Source organism: Massilia sp. Leaf139, from assembly GCF_001424165.1.
Lineage (GTDB): Bacteria > Pseudomonadota > Gammaproteobacteria > Burkholderiales > Burkholderiaceae_D > Telluria.
The window spans coordinates 287,976-306,460 of the sequence record NZ_LMOJ01000022.1 but is presented as its reverse complement, the minus strand read 5'-3'; the positions used below and the strand labels follow the sequence as shown (position 1 = coordinate 306,460).

The window sequence follows — 18,485 nt, the reverse complement described above, 5'->3', positions numbered from 1 at the left end:
GTGTCCACCTTCACACCCATCAGCTACCAGAGCACCGACGGCCTGGACTTGTATGCGCGCGACTACGCGGCCCAGGTGCCGGCGGATGCGGCGGCACTGCCGGCCCGCTTGCCAGTCATTTGCCTGCACGGCCTGACACGCAATTCGGGCGACTTCGACGAGCTGGCGCCGCGCATCGCCGCCCTCGGACGGCGCGTCCTGGCGCTCGACGTGCGCGGCCGCGGCCACTCGGCGCGCGATCCGGATCCGGCGAACTACAACCCGGTCGTCTACGCCGGCGACGTCGTCAAGCTGCTGCACGATCTGGGCATCGCGCGCGCCGTCTTCATCGGCACCTCGATGGGCGGCCTGATCACCATGACCCTGGCAGTGCGCCACATCGAACTCATCGCAGGCGCCGTCATCAACGACGTCGGCCCGGTGCTCTCCGTCAAGGGCCTGGCGCGCATCGCCGGCTACGCGGGACGCTGCAGCACGCTCGCCTCCTGGGAGGATGCCGCCGCCTATCTGAAGGAGATCAACGCCTGCGCCTTTCCCGACGCCCCCAATGAAGAATGGGGCAAGTGGGCGCGGCGCGCTTTCGCCCCCGACGCATCGGGCCAGCTGGCAGTGCGCTACGACCCCAGTATTGCGATAGCATTGCAGACAGGTAAACTGCGCCCGACCTCGCTGGCCGGACGCCTCGCCTTCAAGCGGCTCGCGCACAAGCGCCCGACGCTGCTGGTGCGCGGCGCCCTGTCGGATCTGGTCGAACCCGAACAGGCGGCGTGGATGCGGCGCGCCGCGCCCACGATGCAGTACACCGAAGTGCCGAACGTCGGCCACGCGCCGATGCTCACCGAACCCGAAGCCTGGGAAGCGATCCGCCAGTTCCTGATGTCGCTACCCTGAATCGGCTTCCTTAAAATAAGTTACAGGAGACTCCATGCACCATCTCGTCAAGCCCCTCAGCGCCGCGGTTCTGCTTGCCTTTGCCGCCACCGCCGCGCCCCATGCCCTGGCCGCCGACCTGAAGATCGCGCTCATCGCCGGCAAGACCGGCCCGCTCGAAGCCTATGCCAAGGAAACCGAGACCGGCTTTATGATGGGGCTGGAATACCTCACCGGCGGCAAGATGGAAATCGCCGGCCGCAAGCTGAAAGTCATCGTCAAGGACGACCAGAGCAAGCCCGATCTCGGCCGCACCCTGCTGGCCGAAGCCTATGGCGACGACAAGGTCGACATCGCCGTCGGCACCTCCTCCTCGGGTTCGGCGATCGCCATGCTGCCGGTGGCGAAGGAATACAAGAAGGTGCTGATCGTCGAGCCGGCCGTGGCCGATGCCATCACCGGCGACAAGTGGAACAAGTACATCTTCCGCACCGCGCGCAGCTCGATGCAGGACGCCCTGGCCGCGGCCAGCACCCTGAAAGGCGGCAGCGTCGGCTTCCTGACCCAGGACTATGCCTTCGGCCGCGACGCCATCAAGGCCGGCAAGGAAGCCCTGGCGGCGACCGGCAGCAAGGCCAAGGTGGTGCACGAAGAATACGCGCCGATGACCACCACCGATTTCACCGCCTCGACCCAGCGCCTGTTCGACGCGCTGAAGGACAAGCCGCAGCCGCGCGTGCTGCAGATCGTCTGGGCCGGCCCCAACCCGATGAACAAGATCGCCGACATGAAGCCGGAGCGCCACGGCATCATGCTGGCGCCGGGCGGGAACATCCTGCCGGTGATGAAGACCTGGAAGAACTACGCCGGCACCGAAGGCACCATCTACTATTACTACGCCTTCCCGAAGAACAAGATGAACGACTGGCTGGTGGCCGAACATACCAAGCGCTTCAAGGCCCCGCCCGACATGTTCACGGCCGGCGGTTTCGCCGCGGCCAGCGCTGTCTTCACCGCGCTCTCGAAAGTCCCCAGCGGGAATTCCGAGCAGCTGGTCGCCGCCATGGAAGGCATGAAGTTCGACACGCCGAAAGGTCCGATGAGCTTCCGCAAGGAAGACCACCAGGCGCTGCAGTCGATGTACCACTTCCGCATCAAGAAGAACCAGACCAACGAATGGGATCTGCTGGAGCTGGTGCGCGAAATCCCGACCGCCGAGCTGCCGCTGCCGGTCAAGAACAAGCGCTGACATGGTCGTAATGAACAACGCCCAGACAAACGCACGGCAGCCGTCCTTGTCGACGCGCGACCTGACCATCCGCTTCGGCGGGCACGTCGCGGTGAATGCGGTGACGGCCGATTTTTATCCGGGCACGCTGACCGTGATCGTCGGCCCGAACGGGGCCGGCAAGACGACCTACTTCAACCTGGTCTCGGGCCAGCTGCCGGCGACCTCCGGCAGCGTGCTGATGAAAGGCGCCGACGTCACCCGCCATGGCGCCGCGCGCCGCACCCGGCTCGGCATCGGGCGCGCCTTCCAGCTCACGAACCTGTTCCCGAACCTGACCGTGATGGAAAACGTGCGCCTGGCCGTGCAGAGCCGCGCCGGCGTCGGCCTGAACATGTTTTCGGTCTGGTTCGGCCACAAGGCCCTGATCGAGCGCGCCGAGCATTACCTGGAACGCGTGGCGATGCTGGCCAAGCGCGACATGATCGTCGGCGCCCTCTCGCACGGCGACCAGCGCAAGCTGGAAGTGGCGATCCTGCTCGCGCTGGAACCGGCCATCCTGATGTTCGACGAACCGACCGCCGGCATGAGCGTGGACGAGGTGCCGGTCGTGCTCGACCTGATCCACGCGGTCAAGCGCGAGGCCAACAAGACCGTGCTGCTGGTCGAGCACAAGATGGACGTGGTGCGCCAGCTGGCCGACCGTATCATCGTGCTGCACAACGGCATCCTGGTCGCCGACGGTAATCCCGGCGAAGTCATGCAATCGAAGATCGTACAGGAAGCCTATCTTGGAACACCGGAAGCCGAACATGCCTGAAGCCTTGCTCACTCTGTCGGGGGTGCATACCCACATCGGTCAGTACCACATCCTGCAAGGCGTGGATCTGGTGGTACCGCGCGGCGGCCTGTCGGTGCTCCTCGGCCGCAACGGCGCCGGCAAGACCACGACCCTGCGCACCATCATGGGCCTGTGGCAGGCCAGCGCCGGCAGCATCGTCTTCGACGGCCACGACATCACCAAGATGGCCACGCCCGACATCGCGCGCCTGGGCATCGCCTATGTCCCGGAAAGCATGGCCGTCTTCTCCAAGCTGACGGTGCGCGAGAACCTGCACCTGGCGGCGCGCAACGGGCCGATGGATCAGGCGCGGGTCGAGTGGATCTTCGGCTTCTTCCCGGCCCTGAAGAAATTCTGGAACTACCCGGCCGGTAACCTCTCGGGCGGCCAGAAGCAGATGGTGGCGATCGCACGCGCGATCGTCGAGCCGAGAAAACTGCTGCTGGTCGACGAGCCGACCAAGGGCCTGGCCCCGGCCATCGTGCAAAGCCTGATCGCGGCCTTCCGCGAACTGAAGGAACACGAGACCACGATCCTGCTGGTCGAGCAGAATTTCAACTTCGTGCGTTCGCTTGGCGACACCGTCAGCGTGATGGACGACGGCCGCGTGGCCCATGCCGGCACCATGGCGGCGCTGGCCAACGACGACGAGCTGCAGCAGCGCCTGCTGGGCCTGTCGCTCGACTCCCACCAATAGGATTCATGATGAGTGCAACCCTTCCCCACACGAGCGCCGGGTCGAATGCCGAGCTCAAGGCGGACACGCCGCTGCCGAACGCGCCGCGCGACATCGCGCCGCTCCTGCTGATTCCCGTGCTGGCCCTGGTGATGCTGCCCCTGATCGGCAGCTTCCCGACCTGGGTCACGCTGACCGTCGCCGGCCTCGCCATGGGCATGATGATCTTCATTATGGCCAGCGGCCTGACCCTGGTCTTCGGCCTGATGGACGTGCTCAACTTCGGCCACGGCGCCTTCGTCTCGGTGGGCGCCTTTACCGCCACCCTGGTGCTGCTGCCGATGCGCTGGGCGATGGAGGCCGACTCGCTGCTGCTCAACCTCGGCGTGCTGGGCCTGGCGGTGACGGTGGCGATGGTGGTGACGGCCCTCCTCGGCTGGGCCTTCGAGCGCGTCATCATCATGCCGGTGTATGGCCAGCACCTGAAGCAGATCCTGATCACCATGGGCGGCATGATCGTGGCCGAACAGCTGATCAACGTGATCTGGGGCGCGGAAACCATCCCGCTGCCGCTGCCCACGTCGCTGCGCGGGGCCATCTTCCTGGGCGACGCCGCCATCGAAAAATACCGCCTGCTGGCGGTGGTGGTCGGCCTGGTCGTGTTCGCGCTGCTGTTCCTGACCCTGAACCGCACCAAGATCGGCTTGCTCATCCGCGCCGGCGTGGAAAACCGCGACATGGTCGAGAGCCTGGGCTACCGCATCCGGCGCCTGTTCGTGGCCGTGTTCGCAGCCGGTTCGGCGCTGGCCGGCCTGGGCGGCGTGATGTGGGGCCTGTACAAGGAAACCCTGTCGGCCGCGATGGGGGGCGAGACCATCGTCATGATCTTCATCGTCATCATCATCGGCGGCCTCGGTTCCGTCGGCGGCTGCTTCATCGGCTCGATCCTGATGGCGCTGGTGGCCAATTACGCCGGCTTCCTGACGCCGAAATTCGCGCTGGTCTCGAACATCGCCCTGATGATCGCGGTGCTGATGTGGCGTCCGGCCGGTCTTTACTCCAACGCACGGGGCTGATCCATGAACCGACTCCTATCCGGCGACCTGCCGCGCAGCCGCATGCTCAGCCTCGTGCTGCTGCTGGTCTTCCTGGGACTGGCGCTGGCGCCCTTCCTCACCAGTGGCGCGCGCCCGCTCAACACGGCGGCCACGATCTGCGTCTACATCGTGCTGGTGGCCTCCTACGACCTGCTGCTCGGTTATACCGGCATCGTCTCGTTTGCGCACACGATGTTCTACGGGATCGGCGCCTACGGCATCGGCCTGGGGCTGGCTTCCGTCGACGAGCCGACCTGGTCGGCGGCGCTGACGGGCCTGGGCCTGGCGCTGCTGCTGGCGCTCGGTTTGGCGCTCGTGGTCGGCCTGTTCGCCCTGCGCGTACGCGCCATCTTCTACGCCATGATCACGCTGGCGGTCGCTTCTTCCTTCGCCGTGCTGGCCTCGCAATTGTCGGACTTCACCGGCGGCGAGGACGGCAAGACCTTCAGCGTGCCCGAGGTGCTCTCGCCCGGCTTCACGCTGATGGAGAACGAGGTGTTCGGCCGCGCCATCGACGGCAAGCTGCTGACCTACTACCTGGTGTTCTTCGGCTGCCTGCTGCTCTTCCTGTTCCTGCTGCGCCTGGTGAATTCGCCCTTCGGCCGGGTGCTGCAGGCAATCCGCGAGAACGAGTTCCGCGCCGAGGCGCTGGGCTACCGCACGGTGGTCTACCGCATCTGGGCCAACTGCCTGGCGGCGCTGGTGGCCGCGCTGGCCGGCGCGCTGATGGCGCTGTGGCTGCGCTATGTCGGCCCCAAGACCTCGCTCGGCTTCGAGGTGATGACCGACATCCTGCTGATCGTGGTGATCGGCGGCATGGGCACGATGTACGGCGCGGTGGTCGGCGCCGCCCTCTTCATCCTGGCCCAGAACTACCTGAAGGAACTGATGGCGCACGGTTCGGCCGCGATGGAAGGCGTGCCGCTGCTGGCGGCTGCCCTGCACCCGGATCGCTGGATGCTGTGGCTGGGCGTGCTGTTCGTGCTGTCGATCTACTTCTTCCCGATCGGTATCGTCGGCAAGCTGCGCCTGCGCAGCTATCTGGCCCGGCGCTGACCGATCCCGCGCGGCCGGGCTTCCACCGGCCGCGCTTCCCCTCCCCGCTGCACCATCACGGTGCAAATGCTTCCATGAAGCATCGAAATTCCTGCCTCTTGTCGCGCTACGCACATTCAAGCCAGATCAAGGTTCGTGATCGTTCAGCTCATATGATGAACCGAGCCACTCGAACCGCATCGAACCATTCCGGCTCGACACGATCCGAGTCGTAAGGGCGGTGCCCGCACCGCCGCTGTACCTTGCTGGCCCCTGGCCTGGGCGCCCGGTTGCATGCGCCGCGAGCCGTCGATCTGAAGCTTGAGCGGAGACCCACCATGTCCTGTCAAAAATTCTTAGCCCTCCTGCCGTGCGCTGTATTCTGCGCCGCGCTGTCCACGCCGGCCGCCGCGCAGACGGAATCCGGAACGCAGTCCGGCATGGTCGTCGTTCGTGACGCCCAGACCGGGCAATTGCGCGCGCCGACCGCGGCCGAAAGCCGCGCGCTGGCGCCGGCGCCCACCGCCGCGGCCTCGGCCATGCGCACCACGCCGCCGGCCCTGACCACCCATCCGAGCGGAAGCCGCCAGGTGCGTCTGGGCGAACGCGCGCTGGTGTATTCGGTCGTCACCCGCGGCCCCGACGGCAAGCTCGTCGAGCAGTGCGTGCAGGGCGCGGCGGCGGCCGAGAAAGCCGTCGGCGCTCCCGCGTCCACCCAGCACAAGCAGGAGCATCGCCATGACTAAATCCACGCTGTTCAGCTCGCTCCGCACCATTTCCGCCCTCATCCTGTCCTGTGCCGCCTTCGCCAGCACGGGCGCCGGCGCGGCCACGATCACCATCGTCAACCAGAACGAACCAAACGTCGGCTTCAACGATCCGACCCCGGTCGCGCCGGTCGGCGGCAACCCCGGCACCACGCTCGGCAAGCAGCGCCTGATCGCCTTCCAGCACGCGGCCGACATCTGGGGCGCGACCCTCACCAGCAATGTTCCGATCCGCATCGGCGCCTCCTTCGTGCCGCTGTCCTGCACGGAAAACAGCGCCGTGCTCGGTTCGGCCGGCGCGAATGAGATCTGGTCGGACTTCACCAACGCCCCGCGCGCCGGCACCTGGTATTCGAGCGCGCTGGCGAGCAAGCTGGCCGGCACCGACGTCTCCACGCCGGGCGAACCGCACATCATCTCGCGCTTCAACTCCCGCCTCGGCCTGTTCCCGGACTGCCTGCCCGGCCCCGGCTTCTACCTCGGCCTCGACAACAACGCCGGCGCCGCCATCGACCTCGTCACCGTGCTGCTGCACGAAATGGCGCATGGCCTCGGATTCCAGACCTTCACCGACGACGAGTCCGGCGCCGAGATCCTCGACGTGCCTTCCATCTGGGATCACTTCCTGGTCGACAACCGCACCGAGCAGGCCTGGGTCAACATGACGCCGGAGCAGCGCGTCGCCTCGGCCATCAGCGTCAACGGCCTGTCCTGGAACGGCGCCAACGTCACCGCAGCGGTGCCTGCCGTGCTCGATCCGCGCTCGCGCCTGAGCGTCTTCGGCAAGGCCGCCGGCCACTACCCGGTCGGCGACGCCTCCTTCGGCCCGCCACTCGGCCGCAAGCCCGTCAAGGGGCACCTGATGCCGGTCATCGACCAGCCCGACGGCACGGGCCTGGCCTGCGCCCCGCTCAGCAAGCGCAACGCCTGGACCGTTCGCGGCAACATCGCCCTGGTGTCGCGCGGCGAATGCGCCTTTGTCGACAAGGCCCGCAACGTGCAGGCGGCCGGAGCGATCGGCATGGTCGTGGCCGACAATGCGCCGGGCGAGCCGACCGGCATGAGCGGCAGCGATCCGACGATCAGGATTCCGTCGGTGCGCGTCACGCAGGAAGCCGGCATCAGGCTACGCGCGGCCTTGCAATCGCGCTCGCGCCACCGCTCCAACGTCATCGCCAGCCTCGGCGTCGATCCGAAGCGCCTGGCCGGCACCGACGAGCGCCGCCGCATCCTGATGTACACGCCGAACCCGAACCAGCCGGGCTCCTCGGTATCGCACTACACCACGGACGCCAAGCCGAACCAGTTGATGGAGCCATCGATCAATTCGGATCTGTCACACACGGTGACGCCGCCGCGTGATCTCACTTATCCATTACTCCGGGATATCGGATGGTAGGAGCTCCCGAGAAAACGCCCAGGGCGGCGTTGCATCGTCTCGCCGTACTTGCCTACTGTCTTCGACGACACGCCTTGCCCAAAGCGTTTTTCGGAAGCTCCAATAGCTCCGAGCAATAAAAAGGCCCGGCCACCACGAAGGTGCCGGGCCTTTCCACGACCGCAGTCGAATTTATTGCTGCTGTTCTTTTGCCTTGAATGCGGCGACGCCGTTGACGATCTCGGCTTTCGCTTCATCCGGGCCGGCCCAGCCTTCGACCTTGACCCACTTGCCTTTTTCGAGATCCTTGTAGTGCTCGAAGAAGTGCTGGATCTGCTGCAGGCGCAGGTCTTGCAGGTCTTCCGGCTTTTGCCAGTGGCTGTAGATCGGCAGGATCTTGTCGACAGGCACGGCCAGGATCTTGGCATCGCCGCCGGCTTCGTCGGTCATCTTCAGCACGCCGATCGCGCGGCAACGCACGACCACGCCAGGGATCAGCGGGAACGGGGTGATGACCAGCACGTCGCATGGGTCGCCGTCGTCCGACAGGGTTTGCGGCACATAGCCGTAGTTGCACGGATAGTGCATCGCGGTGCCCATGAAACGGTCGACGAAGATCGCGCCGGTATCCTTGTCCACTTCGTACTTGATCGGATCGGCGTTCATCGGGATTTCGATGATGACGTTGAAGTCATTCGGCACATCACGGCCGGCTGGGACGTTGTTGAGGCTCATGGGTTAATCCTTGGTTGCTGAAGTTTCAATAAAGGGGAGCATTATATCGAATAGGCATGAGCTTGTGCGGCGCGTAGGGTGGGCATGCCCACGCTTAAGGCCTGCACGGTGTTAGCCGGGTCTTTCCGGAAACAAAGCCGACACTGTTCGACGTTCACGCGCGGGCATGCCCGCCCTACGGTGCGCTACTGTCTCGACTGACATCGTCGGCCGTCACGTAACGTAGGGCGGGCATAGAGAATCCGTAACCAAGGCCATTGGCCTTGGTTACCCCGAGTAACACAGCACGCATGTCGAAACCCGTAGCGAAGCCGCAACCCGAAACACACTACATCACAACATCGTCGCCAGCGCACTCTGCCGATAATGATTCGCCGCCGACCCCTCCTGCCCCAGCGCCTCGTGCAGCTGCGCCAGCTTCAGGTGGATGTCGCGCACCATGCTCGACTGGGTGGCATCCGACAGTGCCTGTTCCAGGTAGCGCTGGGCCTTGCCCCAGAGTTTCTGGCGCAGGCACAGCGAACCGAGCGCGAGCGCCAGTTCCGGATCGTTCGGGCGTTCGCGCAGCCAGGCTTCGCAGTGTTCGATCTGGGCCAGCAAGGTCGGCGAACCGGCCGGGCCGGCGGCGTCGCGGTAGGCGCGCACGACGCGCTCGTCCCAACCGGCCTTGAGCGCTTCCTCGGCGACCACGCGCGCCTCGTCCGGCAGGCCGCTGGCGTTGAAGGCGGCGGCGGCGCGCGCGGCGATGTAGGGTTTGGTGCGATCCTGCGCCGGCACGCTTGCCCAGACGCGGCGGATCGCTTCCGGATCGCGTCCCTCTTCCGACAGCAGTGCCTCGTAGGCCATCTCGCGCAGGCGGCTGGCCAGGGCCGGGTGCAAGGCCTTGCGCTTGTCCAGGATGCGCACCAGGCGCAGCACTTCGGGCCAGTTGCGCGCCTGCTGGTTGGCCTTCATCGACCATTGCAGGGCGTGGATGTGGCGCTGGCCGCTGGCGTTGAGTTCATCCACGGCCGCCAGGGCCGCTTCCGGCTGGTGGTCGTCGACCAGCAGCTCGATGACCGTCATCAGGCGCGCGGTTTTCAGGGCATTGTCGTGGGCGACGCCGGCCAGCCAGGCGTCGCGCCGCGCCGGTTCGCGCATGCGGTGCGCCGCGCGCGCGCCGATCAGGGCGGCCAGGCCGGCGTTTTCGGGCAGCTCGGCGGCGCGCATGGCGGCCTTTTCGGCGTGGCCGAAGCGGCCTTCGAACAGGGCTTTCAGCGCGTCGCGCAAACCCTTGTTGCCTTCACGCTCGCGCTTGCGCTGGCGGTAAGCGGCCACGCGCTGCGGCATGCGCAGGGTCGAGACGATCGCGCGCGCCAGGCCGTACAGGGCCAGGAACAGCAGCCCCATCAGCACCACGAACAGGTTGAGCGACATGTCGATCCGGTGCGGCGGATAGAAGAACACCACGTTGCCCGGATTGAAGCGCGCCGTCACGGCGATGCCGATGGCGGTGGCCATCAGGGCGACTAACCAGAGAAGTAGACGCATAAACTGTTAAGGCTTCTTGTAGTTGCGCACGGCGTTCAGGCTGTCGGCCAGCGTCGGCATCTCGATCGCGAGATTGTTCGCCTGCACCTGGCGCAGCGCCGACTGGGCTTGCTGCGTCGTGCGGGCGCGCGTGTCGAAATACTTGGCCAGCGTGTCCTGGGCGGCGGCCAGGTCGCCGGCGAAGGTCGTCTCGTCGCGCGAGAGCAGGGCCAGGCGGGCGTTCAGCAGGCGCAGCTTGAGATTTTCGCGCACGAAATAATTCTGGTCGGGCGAGAGCATCAGGGCTTCTGGCGTGTTGACGCTGCGCACCCGGATCAGCTGGCGCACGTCGTCCCACATCTCTTCGCTCCAGTTGCGCCAGGTGGCCAGCATGCGTTCGCCGATGCCGAGCGGCGCGGCCGGCGCGGCCGTGCTGCCCTGCTGGGCGCGCTGGGTGCGCACGGGCGCCGCCGGCAGCAGCGGCTTCTCGTCCGACAGCAGCGGCAGCGTGTCGACCTGGGCGATGACGCTGTCCAGGCGCAGGGCCACGCCGGCCAGGTCGACGGCCGGGGTGGCCTTCAGTTTCTCCAGGTCGGACGCGATCGCGCGGCGCACGATGATGAATTGCGGCTTGTCCGAACGCGCCAGCGAACGGTCGGCGTTCTGCAGCGCGATCAGGGCGCCCTGCACGTTGCCGGCCAGTTGCAATTGCTGGCTGGCGGTCGACAGCACCTGCTCCACTTCCGACAGCGCCCATTCGTCGCGGCTCTTCGACAGATCCGAATACAGCTGTTCCAGCGCCAGTTGCTGGCTCTGGTTTTCCAGCTGGCGGCTCTCGAGCACGCCCACTTTCAGCTGCAGGGCTTTGGACTGCTCGGCGATGTCGCGCGCGAGCGAGGCGGTCTCGGCTGCGGTCTCGTTGCCTTTTTGCAAGCTGCGCGCCATTTCATGGCGCAGCGTGTTGATGCGGCTGTGGCTCGACCAGGTCTGCGCCGCCAGCAACACGCCCAGCGCCAGCACGGCCAGCGGCAGCGGACGCATCAGCTGCTCGGACAGCGGCGGGCCGGCCCGGCGTTCGGGTGCACGCGGACGATACGATTCGGGTGCCGGCGCAGGGGCTGCGGCGGGCGGCTGCGTCGATGGCAGCTCTGGATGATTCGGCAGTTCGTTCATTTTTGAGATTGTATCGCGGCAAGCAAACGCTCGTCGCCCGAGCCGGTAAGCGTCACCCGCGCCAGCCCGAGTGCCTGCGCGGTGGCGGCAATCCGGGCGTGCGGCACGATGACGTGCTGCTGTTGCATCTGCTTCAACTGGGTCTCGCCCAGCGCGCGCAGCAGGGAAAATAGCCCCCGCAGCGCTTCCGAGCTCGTGATTATCCAGTCGTTCGGCGTGTCCAGCAAGGCGCGCAGCGTCGCGGCCAGTTCCGGTGTGAGGCTTGGCACGCTGCGGCGGTAAGCCGCCACCACGCTGACCTCGGCGCCGGCGGCGCGGAAACCGTCGGCCATCAGCTCGCGCCCGGACTCGCCGCGCACGATCAGCACCTGCTTCCCCGCCAACGCGGCCAGGTCGAGCGAGGCCAGCAAATTCTCCGAGTCGCTGCGCGTCGGGTCGAGCGGGCCGAGGATGGTGGCATTGTCCGCATCGAGCCCGTGCTTTTTCAGCGCGGCGCGGCTGCCCTCGCCCAGCACCGCCAGCGCCACCCCGCGCGGCCAGGCGGCGATGTGGGCAAAGGCGGCGTCGATCGCGTTCGGCGAGACGAAGGCGACCAGCGCGAAATCCTCGAGATCGGCGAGCACCGCCGCCAGTTGCGATTGGTCGGCCAGCGGCGCGATCTCCAGCAGCGGCAGCACGACCGGCCTGCGCCCGATCGCGGCCACGGCCTGCGCCAGGCTCGCGGCCTGGGCCAGGGGACGGGTGATGACGACCGCCGGTTTGTCAGACATCGCGCTCGACATCGCCATCAAGGCCGACCGGGCTCACGCATCGGCCGCGGCGTCCTGGCGGCAGACGGCCAGGATCGCCTGCGCGTCCTGCTGTTCCAGCAGACTGGAAACCTGCTCGCCCAGCAGCTCGGGCTGGTCGGCCGGGCCGTCCAGTTCGGCAAAGGCGCTGCGCGTGCCGTCGGGCGTGGCGACCATCGCGCGCAGGTGCATGCGTTCGCCGTCGATAGTCGCGTGCGCGGCCAGCGGGATCTGGCAGCTGCCCCCAAAGATCTTCGAGACCTTGCGCTCGGCCAGCACGGCGTGCAGCGTGTCCGCATGGTTCAGCGGCGCCAGCACGGCCTGCAGGTCGACGCCATCGGAACGCGCGCCGCTCGCCACTTCGATCGCCATCGCGCCCTGGCCGGCGGCCGGCAGGCTCAGGCTCGGATCGAGCACGCTGCGGATGCGCTGCGGCAGGCCGAGGCGGATCAAGCCGGCGGCGGCCAGGATGATGGCCGCGTACTCGCCGCGGTCGAGTTTGCCGAGACGGGTGTCGAGGTTGCCGCGCAGCGGCTTGATCACCAGATGCGGGTAGCGCGCCGCAACCAGGGCCTGGCGGCGCAGGCTGCTGGTGCCGACCACGGCGCCCGGCGGCAACGCGTCGAGGCTGGCATAGTCGTTCGAGACAAAGGCGTCGCGCGGGTCTTCGCGTTCGAGCACGGCGGCCAGGGCGAAGCCTTCCGGCAGATCCATCGGCACGTCTTTCAGCGAATGCACGGCCAGGTCGGCGCGGCCTTCGGCCATCGCGACTTCGAGTTCCTTCACGAACAGACCCTTGCCGCCGACCTTGGACAGCGTGCGGTCGAGGATCTGGTCGCCACGCGTCGTCATGCCGAGAATGCTGATTTGACAATCTGGATATAATGCGGCGAGACGATCGCGCACGTGTTCGGCCTGCCACATGGCCAGGCGGCTCTCGCGCGAGGCGATCACCAGTTGCGCTGGAAGACGGCTTCCGGCGGATTGCTCCGATCGCTGCTGCATCATGTCCTTGCTTTCAAAACGGATTCTTTCACTGTCGTTGCGCCGACCGGGCCCAGTGCCAGTAACGCCTCTTGCATAAGATCACAAATTTTAGCATGCGGCCTCCCCCTAGAACATGGTCGATGACCATGCCCTACTTGGTGTACCTGACAATAGAAAACAGTGGCCGACATGGATAAACACGTTGCACCCGAAATGAACGACAGCGCGAACAAGAGCGCAAACAACAGCGCGAACCCCGGCGCCGACAAGGACGCCCCGCTGAAGGAAGACATCCGCCTGCTCGGCCGCCTGCTCGGCGACGTGCTGCGCGACCAGGAAGGCGACGCCGTGTTCGACGTCGTCGAAACCATCCGCCAGACCGCCGTGCGCTTCCGCCGCGACGCAGACCCGGAAGCCGGCGAAGAGCTGACCACGCTGCTGCACCGGCTCACGCGCAACCAGACCATCTCCGTGGTGCGGGCCTTTTCCTATTTCTCGCACCTGGCCAACATCGCCGAAGACCAGCACCACAACCGCCGCCGCCGCGCCCACCTGCTGGCCGGTTCCCGTCCGCGCGAAGGCAGCGTCGGCCACGCGCTCGGCAAACTGCGCGGCGCCGGGGTCGACCAGCAGACGGTCGAGACTTTCCTGCGCAATGCCCTGATCGCGCCGGTACTCACGGCCCACCCGACCGAAGTGCAGCGCAAATCCATCCTCGACGCCGAGCACGACATCGCGCGCCTGCTGGCCGAGCGCGACCTGCCGTTGACACCGAAAGAGCAAGTCCGCAACCTGCAGCTTTTACAAGCCCGCATCGCCACCCTGTGGCAGACGCGCATGCTGCGCTACACGAAGCTGACGGTGGCAGACGAGATCGAGAACGCCCTCTCCTACTACCGCATCACCTTCCTGCGCGAGCTACCCTCGCTCTACGACGACATCGAGGACGAGATCGGCATGCAGTACCACGGCAGCCCGCCGCAACTGGGCGACGCCGCCTATGTGCAGATGGGCAGCTGGATCGGCGGCGACCGCGACGGCAACCCGAACGTGAACGCCGCCACCATGCGCCACGCGACGATGCGCCACGCGACCACCATCCTCGACTTCTATCTCGACGAGGTGCACGCGCTCGGCGCCGAACTGTCGACCTCGACCCTGATGGTCGACGTCACGCCCGCCATGCAGGCGCTGGCCGACCGCTCCACCGACCAGTCCGACCACCGCGCCGACGAGCCCTACCGGCGCGCCCTGATCGGCATGTACGCCCGCCTGGCCAGCACGGCGCGCGAACTCGGCGCGACCAACATCCTGCGCAAGGAAGTCGGCCACGCCGAACCCTACGCGGACGCGGCCGAATTCGCGGCGGATCTCAACATATTGGCCGAGTCGCTGAAGCTGAACCACGGCGCCATGCTGGTGGTGCCGCGCCTGGCCGGCTTGATGCGCGCCGCGCACATCTTCGGTTTCCATCTTGCCTCGCTCGACATGCGCCAGACGTCGGACGTGCACGAGCGCGTGCTGGCCGAGCTGTTCGAAAAAGCCCAGGTCGAAGCCGACTACGCGGCCCTGTCCGAAGACGAAAAAGTCAGACTCCTGCTGGGCGAGATCGCCCAGCCGCGTCTCCTGTATTCGCCCTTCGAGAGCTATACCGACGAGACCCAATCGGAGCTCGCCATCGTACGTGCCGCGCGCGAGATCCGCCAGCGCTACGGCGCGCGCGCGATCCGCAACTACATCATCTCGCACACCGAAGCCGTCTCCGACCTGCTCGAAGTGCTGCTGCTGCTGAAGGAAGCGGGCCTGGTGCGGCCACATGCCGGGGTCTCGGACGTGATGGTGATCCCGCTGTTCGAGACCATCCCCGACCTGCAGCGCGCCGGCGCCATCATGGAAGCCTGGATGGGCCTGGCGCCCGTGACGCGCATCGTCCACAACCAGGGCCGCCTGCAGGAAGTCATGCTGGGTTACTCCGACTCGAACAAGGATGGCGGTTTCCTCACCTCGAACTGGGAGCTGTACCAGACCGAGCTGAAGCTGGTCGAGGTGTTCGAGCGCGCCGGCGTCAAGCTGCGCCTGTTCCACGGCCGCGGCGGCACCGTCGGGCGCGGCGGCGGCCCGAGCTACCAGGCGATCCTGGCGCAGCCGCCGGGCACCGTCAACGGCCAGATCCGCCTGACCGAACAGGGCGAGATCATCGCCTCGAAGTTCTCGAACCCGGAAATCGGCCGCCGCAACCTGGAACTGCTGGTCGCGGCCACGCTGGAAGCGAGCCTGATGCCGCACGAGCTCGAGGGCGCGAAGGCCGAGCGCCTGGCCGTGTACGAGTCGGTGATGGCCGAACTCTCGCAGCTGGCCTACGGGGCCTACCGCGACCTGGTCTACGAGACGCCGGGCTTCACCGACTACTTCTTCGCCGCCACGCCGATCGCCGAGATCGCGGAACTGAACCTCGGTTCGCGCCCGGCCTCGCGCAAGTCGACGCGCCGCATCGAAGACCTGCGCGCCATTCCCTGGGGCTTCTCCTGGGGCCAGTGCCGCCTGCTGCTGCCGGGCTGGTACGGCTTCGGCTCGGCGGTGTCGACGTGGTTGAAGGAAGACAGCGGCGGCGAGCGCCTGGCCACCCTGCAGGAGATGTTCCGCGAGTGGCCCTTCTTCGCCACCCTGCTCTCGAACATGGACATGGTGCTGGCCAAGACCGATCTGGCCATCGCCTCGCGCTATGCGGGGCTGGTGCCGGACGTCGCGCTGCGCGAGCGCATCTTCAAGCGCATCGCGGGCGAGCATGGCGAGACCCTGCGCCAGCTGGAAGCGGTCACCGGGGCGAAGGAGCGCCTGGCCGCGAACCCGCTGCTGGCGCGCTCGATCCAGAACCGCTTCGCCTATCTCGACCCGCTGAACCACCTGCAGGTCGAGCTGATCCACCGCCACCGCGCGATGTCGCGCAAGGTGAAGGAAGGCAGCGACGGCGGCGAGATGGATCCGCGCGTCCACCGCGGCATTCACCTGTCGATCAACGGGGTCGCGGCGGGCCTGCGCAACACTGGCTGACCCGGGCGGGGGAATCGCTTCCACGGCGATTCCCCCGCCCGCTTCCCGGTTGCGCGCAACGGGGCTTGGCCGACCGGTGAAGCCGTGAGGCCATTGGCCTCGACCACCCTACGAACAGCTGCCCAGCGTTTCCCCTTTGCGGATGAACGCCTGCACCGCGCTCGGCGCCACGCAGATGGCGCCGTCATTGCCATTACCCTTGCCCGGCTTGTGGCACACCGCCACCTTGCCCTCGCCGCAGCGGGCGTCCGTCACCGCCACCGTCACGCTGGCAACGGCCGGGCAACCGTTCTCGCTGAAGGCCTGGGCCGTGAAGGTGTAGCTGCCGGCGGCGGTCGGCGTGAAGCTGGCCGTGGCGCCGTTCGCGGACAGGCCCGGCGCCGGCGTCCAGGCAAAGCGGGTTCCGCTGGCGGCATCGCTGGCGGTGAGGGTCAGGCTCTGCGCGCCGTAGCCGAGCACGATGGCGTCGGCAGCGGCATTCGTCGGCGTGGCGTCACCCCGGCTGATCGCGATCGCCGGCTGCGGCACGCGGCCCAGCACGTTCACCGTCGCCTCGGCCGCCGCGCTCAGGCCCGCCTTGTCGACGGCCGTCAGCACGACCTTGCGCGTGCCGATATCGCTGCAGCTGAAGCTTGTCTGCGAGGCCGACAGCGATTCGATGCCCCAGTTGTCGCTTGTCCCGCCATCGAGGTCGACCGGCTCGAGGCTGGCCGCGCCATCGGCCAGCGTGACGGAGGCGTCGCGTGTGCGTACGGTCGGCGCCTCGAAGTCGTTGCTGACCACGTTCGATGGCGCGCTCTCGGTGCTCAGGCGGTTCAGCGCCGTCACCGTGTAGTAATAATATTTTCCCGGTTCGGCTTCCGTATCGGCAAAGGCGTTCGCCGTGCCGTGGGTGATGCCGATCAGGTTCTGCCCCGCCGCGAGGTCGATCGCGCGTTCCGGCGCACGGTAGATTGCGAACTGGCGCACTTTCTCCAGCTCGTCGCGCGCCTCGCCTGCCGCGGCCCAGCCCAGCACGACGGCGTTCTCGCCCGCGCTGGCGGCCAGGCTCGCAGGGGCCGGCGGCGCCGTGGCGCCCTTCCACGGCATTGGCGGTATCAGGGCCGGGCGGTTGTAGACATTCTGTTGCAGGTCGGTGCGGTAGCCCAGCGGATTGGCGGCCAGGAAGGCGTGGCGGAAGTGGATCTGGCCGGCGATGTGGGTTTGCGAGCGGTTCAGCGCGATCTGGTTGGCGACCTGTTTCGGATCCGTCCAGCCGGCGGTGTTCATCTTGTAGTCGGCGATGCCGATGTACATGTGGCGCCCGAAAGCGTTCTCGTTCCACCAAGGCACCAGCAGCTTGTAGTCGGAACCCGTCTGTCCGATGTACCAGTAGACCTGGGGCGCCAGGTAGTCGACCCAGCCCTCGCGCAGCCAGGTGCGGGTATCGGCGAAGTTGGTCACATAGTGCTGCGAGGCGCCGGCGGAGGTGGGCGAGCCGACGGCCGGATCGGTGCTGCTGCGGTAGATCCCCGAGGGCGAAACGCCGAACTTGACCCAGGGCTTCGCAACCCGGATGCGCTCGTTGACGCCCGCGATCAGGAGGTTGATGTTATCGCGGCGCCAGTCGGCGCGGCCGGCCGCGGTGGCGGGAAAGCCGCGCGGATCGGCGGCATAGGCCGCGTCGTCGTTGATCGTCCCGCTGGGATAGAAATAATCGTCGAAATGGATGCCGTCGACATCGTAGCGGTTGACGATGTCCATGATCACGGTGGTGACGTGCTCGCGCACGGCGGCCAGGCCCGGGTTCAGGATCCTGACCGTGCCGAAGGTGAGCATCCATTCCGGATGGGTGCGCGAGACGTGGCTGGCCGCATACTGGCCGGGCGTGTTCTCGGTGGCGGTGTTGGCCACCGCGCGGTAGGGATTGATCCAGGCGTGGAATTCGAGGCCGCGCTTGCGCGATTCGTCGATCGCGAACTGGAGCGGATCCCAGCTCGGAGCCGGGGCGCTGCCCTGGCTGTTGGTCAGGTAATAAGACCAGGGTTCCAGGTCGCTCGGGTACATGGCGTCGGACTGGCTGCGCACCTGCAGGAAGGCCGCGTTCATGCCGGTGGCGACGTTATGGTCGAGGATCGCGGTGAGCGCGGCGCGCTGCTGCGCCGGCGTCTGGGTGCGGTTCGGCCAATCCAGGCTCAGGTGGGTGCTGATCCAGACGCCGCGCAGCTCGTGCTTCGGGGTCGGGGCATCGGTGTCGGCATGCGCCAGGGACGCCGCCAGCAGACCCGCTGCGGCGGCAAGCAAAAGTTTTTTCATGTTGTCGTTTTTTGCGAGGTTGAGTGGACGGGCCGCGCCGGTAGCCGACGTGCAC

At 67.0% G+C, this 18,485-nt stretch carries 15 protein-coding genes; 9 read left to right on the top strand and 6 right to left on the bottom strand.

Annotation, left to right across the window (positions count from 1 at the left end):
• The 8 genes from ASF77_RS12805 to ASF77_RS12770 all read left to right on the top strand — a co-directional run bounded on the left by ASF77_RS12805 (position 1) and on the right by ASF77_RS12770 (position 7,913).
• Positions 1 to 891 carry an alpha/beta fold hydrolase gene (locus ASF77_RS12805; protein WP_056339698.1) on the top strand — a complete coding sequence of 297 codons (891 nt, stop codon included), beginning with the start codon at positions 1 to 3 and terminating at the stop codon, positions 889 to 891.
• Between the two features lie 34 nt (positions 892 to 925).
• Positions 926 to 2,119, top strand: coding sequence for a substrate-binding domain-containing protein (locus tag ASF77_RS12800; RefSeq protein ID WP_056339695.1), 1,194 nt, complete (start codon positions 926 to 928; stop codon positions 2,117 to 2,119).
• A 10-nt stretch (positions 2,120 to 2,129) separates the two neighbouring features.
• On the top strand, positions 2,130 to 2,918 hold the full coding sequence (locus tag ASF77_RS12795; RefSeq protein ID WP_056340404.1) for an ABC transporter ATP-binding protein: 789 nt from the start codon (positions 2,130 to 2,132) through the stop codon (positions 2,916 to 2,918).
• Positions 2,911 to 3,636 (top strand): ABC transporter ATP-binding protein, encoded by a 726-nt coding sequence (locus ASF77_RS12790; RefSeq protein WP_056339692.1) that lies wholly within the window; start codon positions 2,911 to 2,913, stop codon positions 3,634 to 3,636. Before ASF77_RS12795 ends, ASF77_RS12790 begins: the two co-directional genes overlap by 8 nt.
• 8 nt (positions 3,637 to 3,644) lie before the next feature.
• The gene (locus ASF77_RS12785; RefSeq protein WP_056339689.1) at positions 3,645 to 4,691 is read left to right on the top strand and encodes a branched-chain amino acid ABC transporter permease; all 1,047 of its coding nucleotides are present in this window, start codon (positions 3,645 to 3,647) and stop codon (positions 4,689 to 4,691) included.
• 3 nt (positions 4,692 to 4,694) lie between these two features.
• A complete protein-coding gene (locus tag ASF77_RS12780) occupies positions 4,695 to 5,768 on the top strand; it encodes a branched-chain amino acid ABC transporter permease (RefSeq protein ID WP_056339685.1) in 1,074 nt (357 codons plus the stop codon).
• Positions 5,769 to 6,187: 419 nt separating this feature from the next.
• Positions 6,188 to 6,493, top strand: coding sequence for a post-PEP-CTERM-1 domain-containing protein (locus ASF77_RS12775; RefSeq protein ID WP_156648873.1), 306 nt, complete (start codon positions 6,188 to 6,190; stop codon positions 6,491 to 6,493).
• Positions 6,486 to 7,913, top strand: a complete 1,428-nt coding sequence (locus tag ASF77_RS12770) for a PA domain-containing protein (RefSeq protein WP_056339680.1) — start codon at positions 6,486 to 6,488, stop codon at positions 7,911 to 7,913. The genes ASF77_RS12775 and ASF77_RS12770 overlap by 8 nt, the downstream gene beginning before the upstream one ends.
• A gap of 171 nt (positions 7,914 to 8,084) precedes the next feature.
• Here ASF77_RS12770 and ppa read toward each other — a convergent pair whose 3' ends face one another.
• From ppa to hemC, 5 genes are all read right to left on the bottom strand, one after another.
• Positions 8,085 to 8,627, bottom strand: coding sequence for an inorganic diphosphatase (gene ppa / locus ASF77_RS12765; RefSeq protein ID WP_056339677.1), 543 nt, complete (start codon positions 8,625 to 8,627; stop codon positions 8,085 to 8,087).
• A 333-nt stretch (positions 8,628 to 8,960) separates the two neighbouring features.
• Positions 8,961 to 10,157 (bottom strand): heme biosynthesis protein HemY, encoded by a 1,197-nt coding sequence (locus tag ASF77_RS12760; RefSeq protein WP_082493746.1) that lies wholly within the window; start codon positions 10,155 to 10,157, stop codon positions 8,961 to 8,963.
• Between the two features lie 6 nt (positions 10,158 to 10,163).
• Positions 10,164 to 11,309 (bottom strand): uroporphyrinogen-III C-methyltransferase, encoded by a 1,146-nt coding sequence (locus tag ASF77_RS12755; protein WP_056339671.1) that lies wholly within the window; start codon positions 11,307 to 11,309, stop codon positions 10,164 to 10,166.
• Positions 11,306 to 12,079: a uroporphyrinogen-III synthase gene (locus ASF77_RS12750; protein WP_056340401.1), complete on the bottom strand. Its 774-nt coding sequence runs from the start codon at positions 12,077 to 12,079 to the stop codon at positions 11,306 to 11,308. The genes ASF77_RS12755 and ASF77_RS12750 overlap by 4 nt, the downstream gene beginning before the upstream one ends.
• A gap of 33 nt (positions 12,080 to 12,112) precedes the next feature.
• Complete coding sequence (gene hemC, locus ASF77_RS12745; RefSeq protein WP_056340399.1) at positions 12,113 to 13,102, bottom strand: hydroxymethylbilane synthase; 990 nt, start codon at positions 13,100 to 13,102, stop codon at positions 12,113 to 12,115.
• A gap of 171 nt (positions 13,103 to 13,273) precedes the next feature.
• Between hemC and ppc the strand changes: the two genes are divergently transcribed.
• Positions 13,274 to 16,135 carry a phosphoenolpyruvate carboxylase gene (gene ppc, locus ASF77_RS12740; protein WP_082493745.1) on the top strand — a complete coding sequence of 954 codons (2,862 nt, stop codon included), beginning with the start codon at positions 13,274 to 13,276 and terminating at the stop codon, positions 16,133 to 16,135.
• A gap of 108 nt (positions 16,136 to 16,243) precedes the next feature.
• On the opposite strand, the gene ASF77_RS12735 is transcribed toward ppc, so the two are convergent.
• Complete coding sequence (locus tag ASF77_RS12735) at positions 16,244 to 18,430, bottom strand: family 10 glycosylhydrolase (protein WP_162244852.1); 2,187 nt, start codon at positions 18,428 to 18,430, stop codon at positions 16,244 to 16,246.
• Positions 18,431 to 18,485 lie beyond the last annotated feature (55 nt).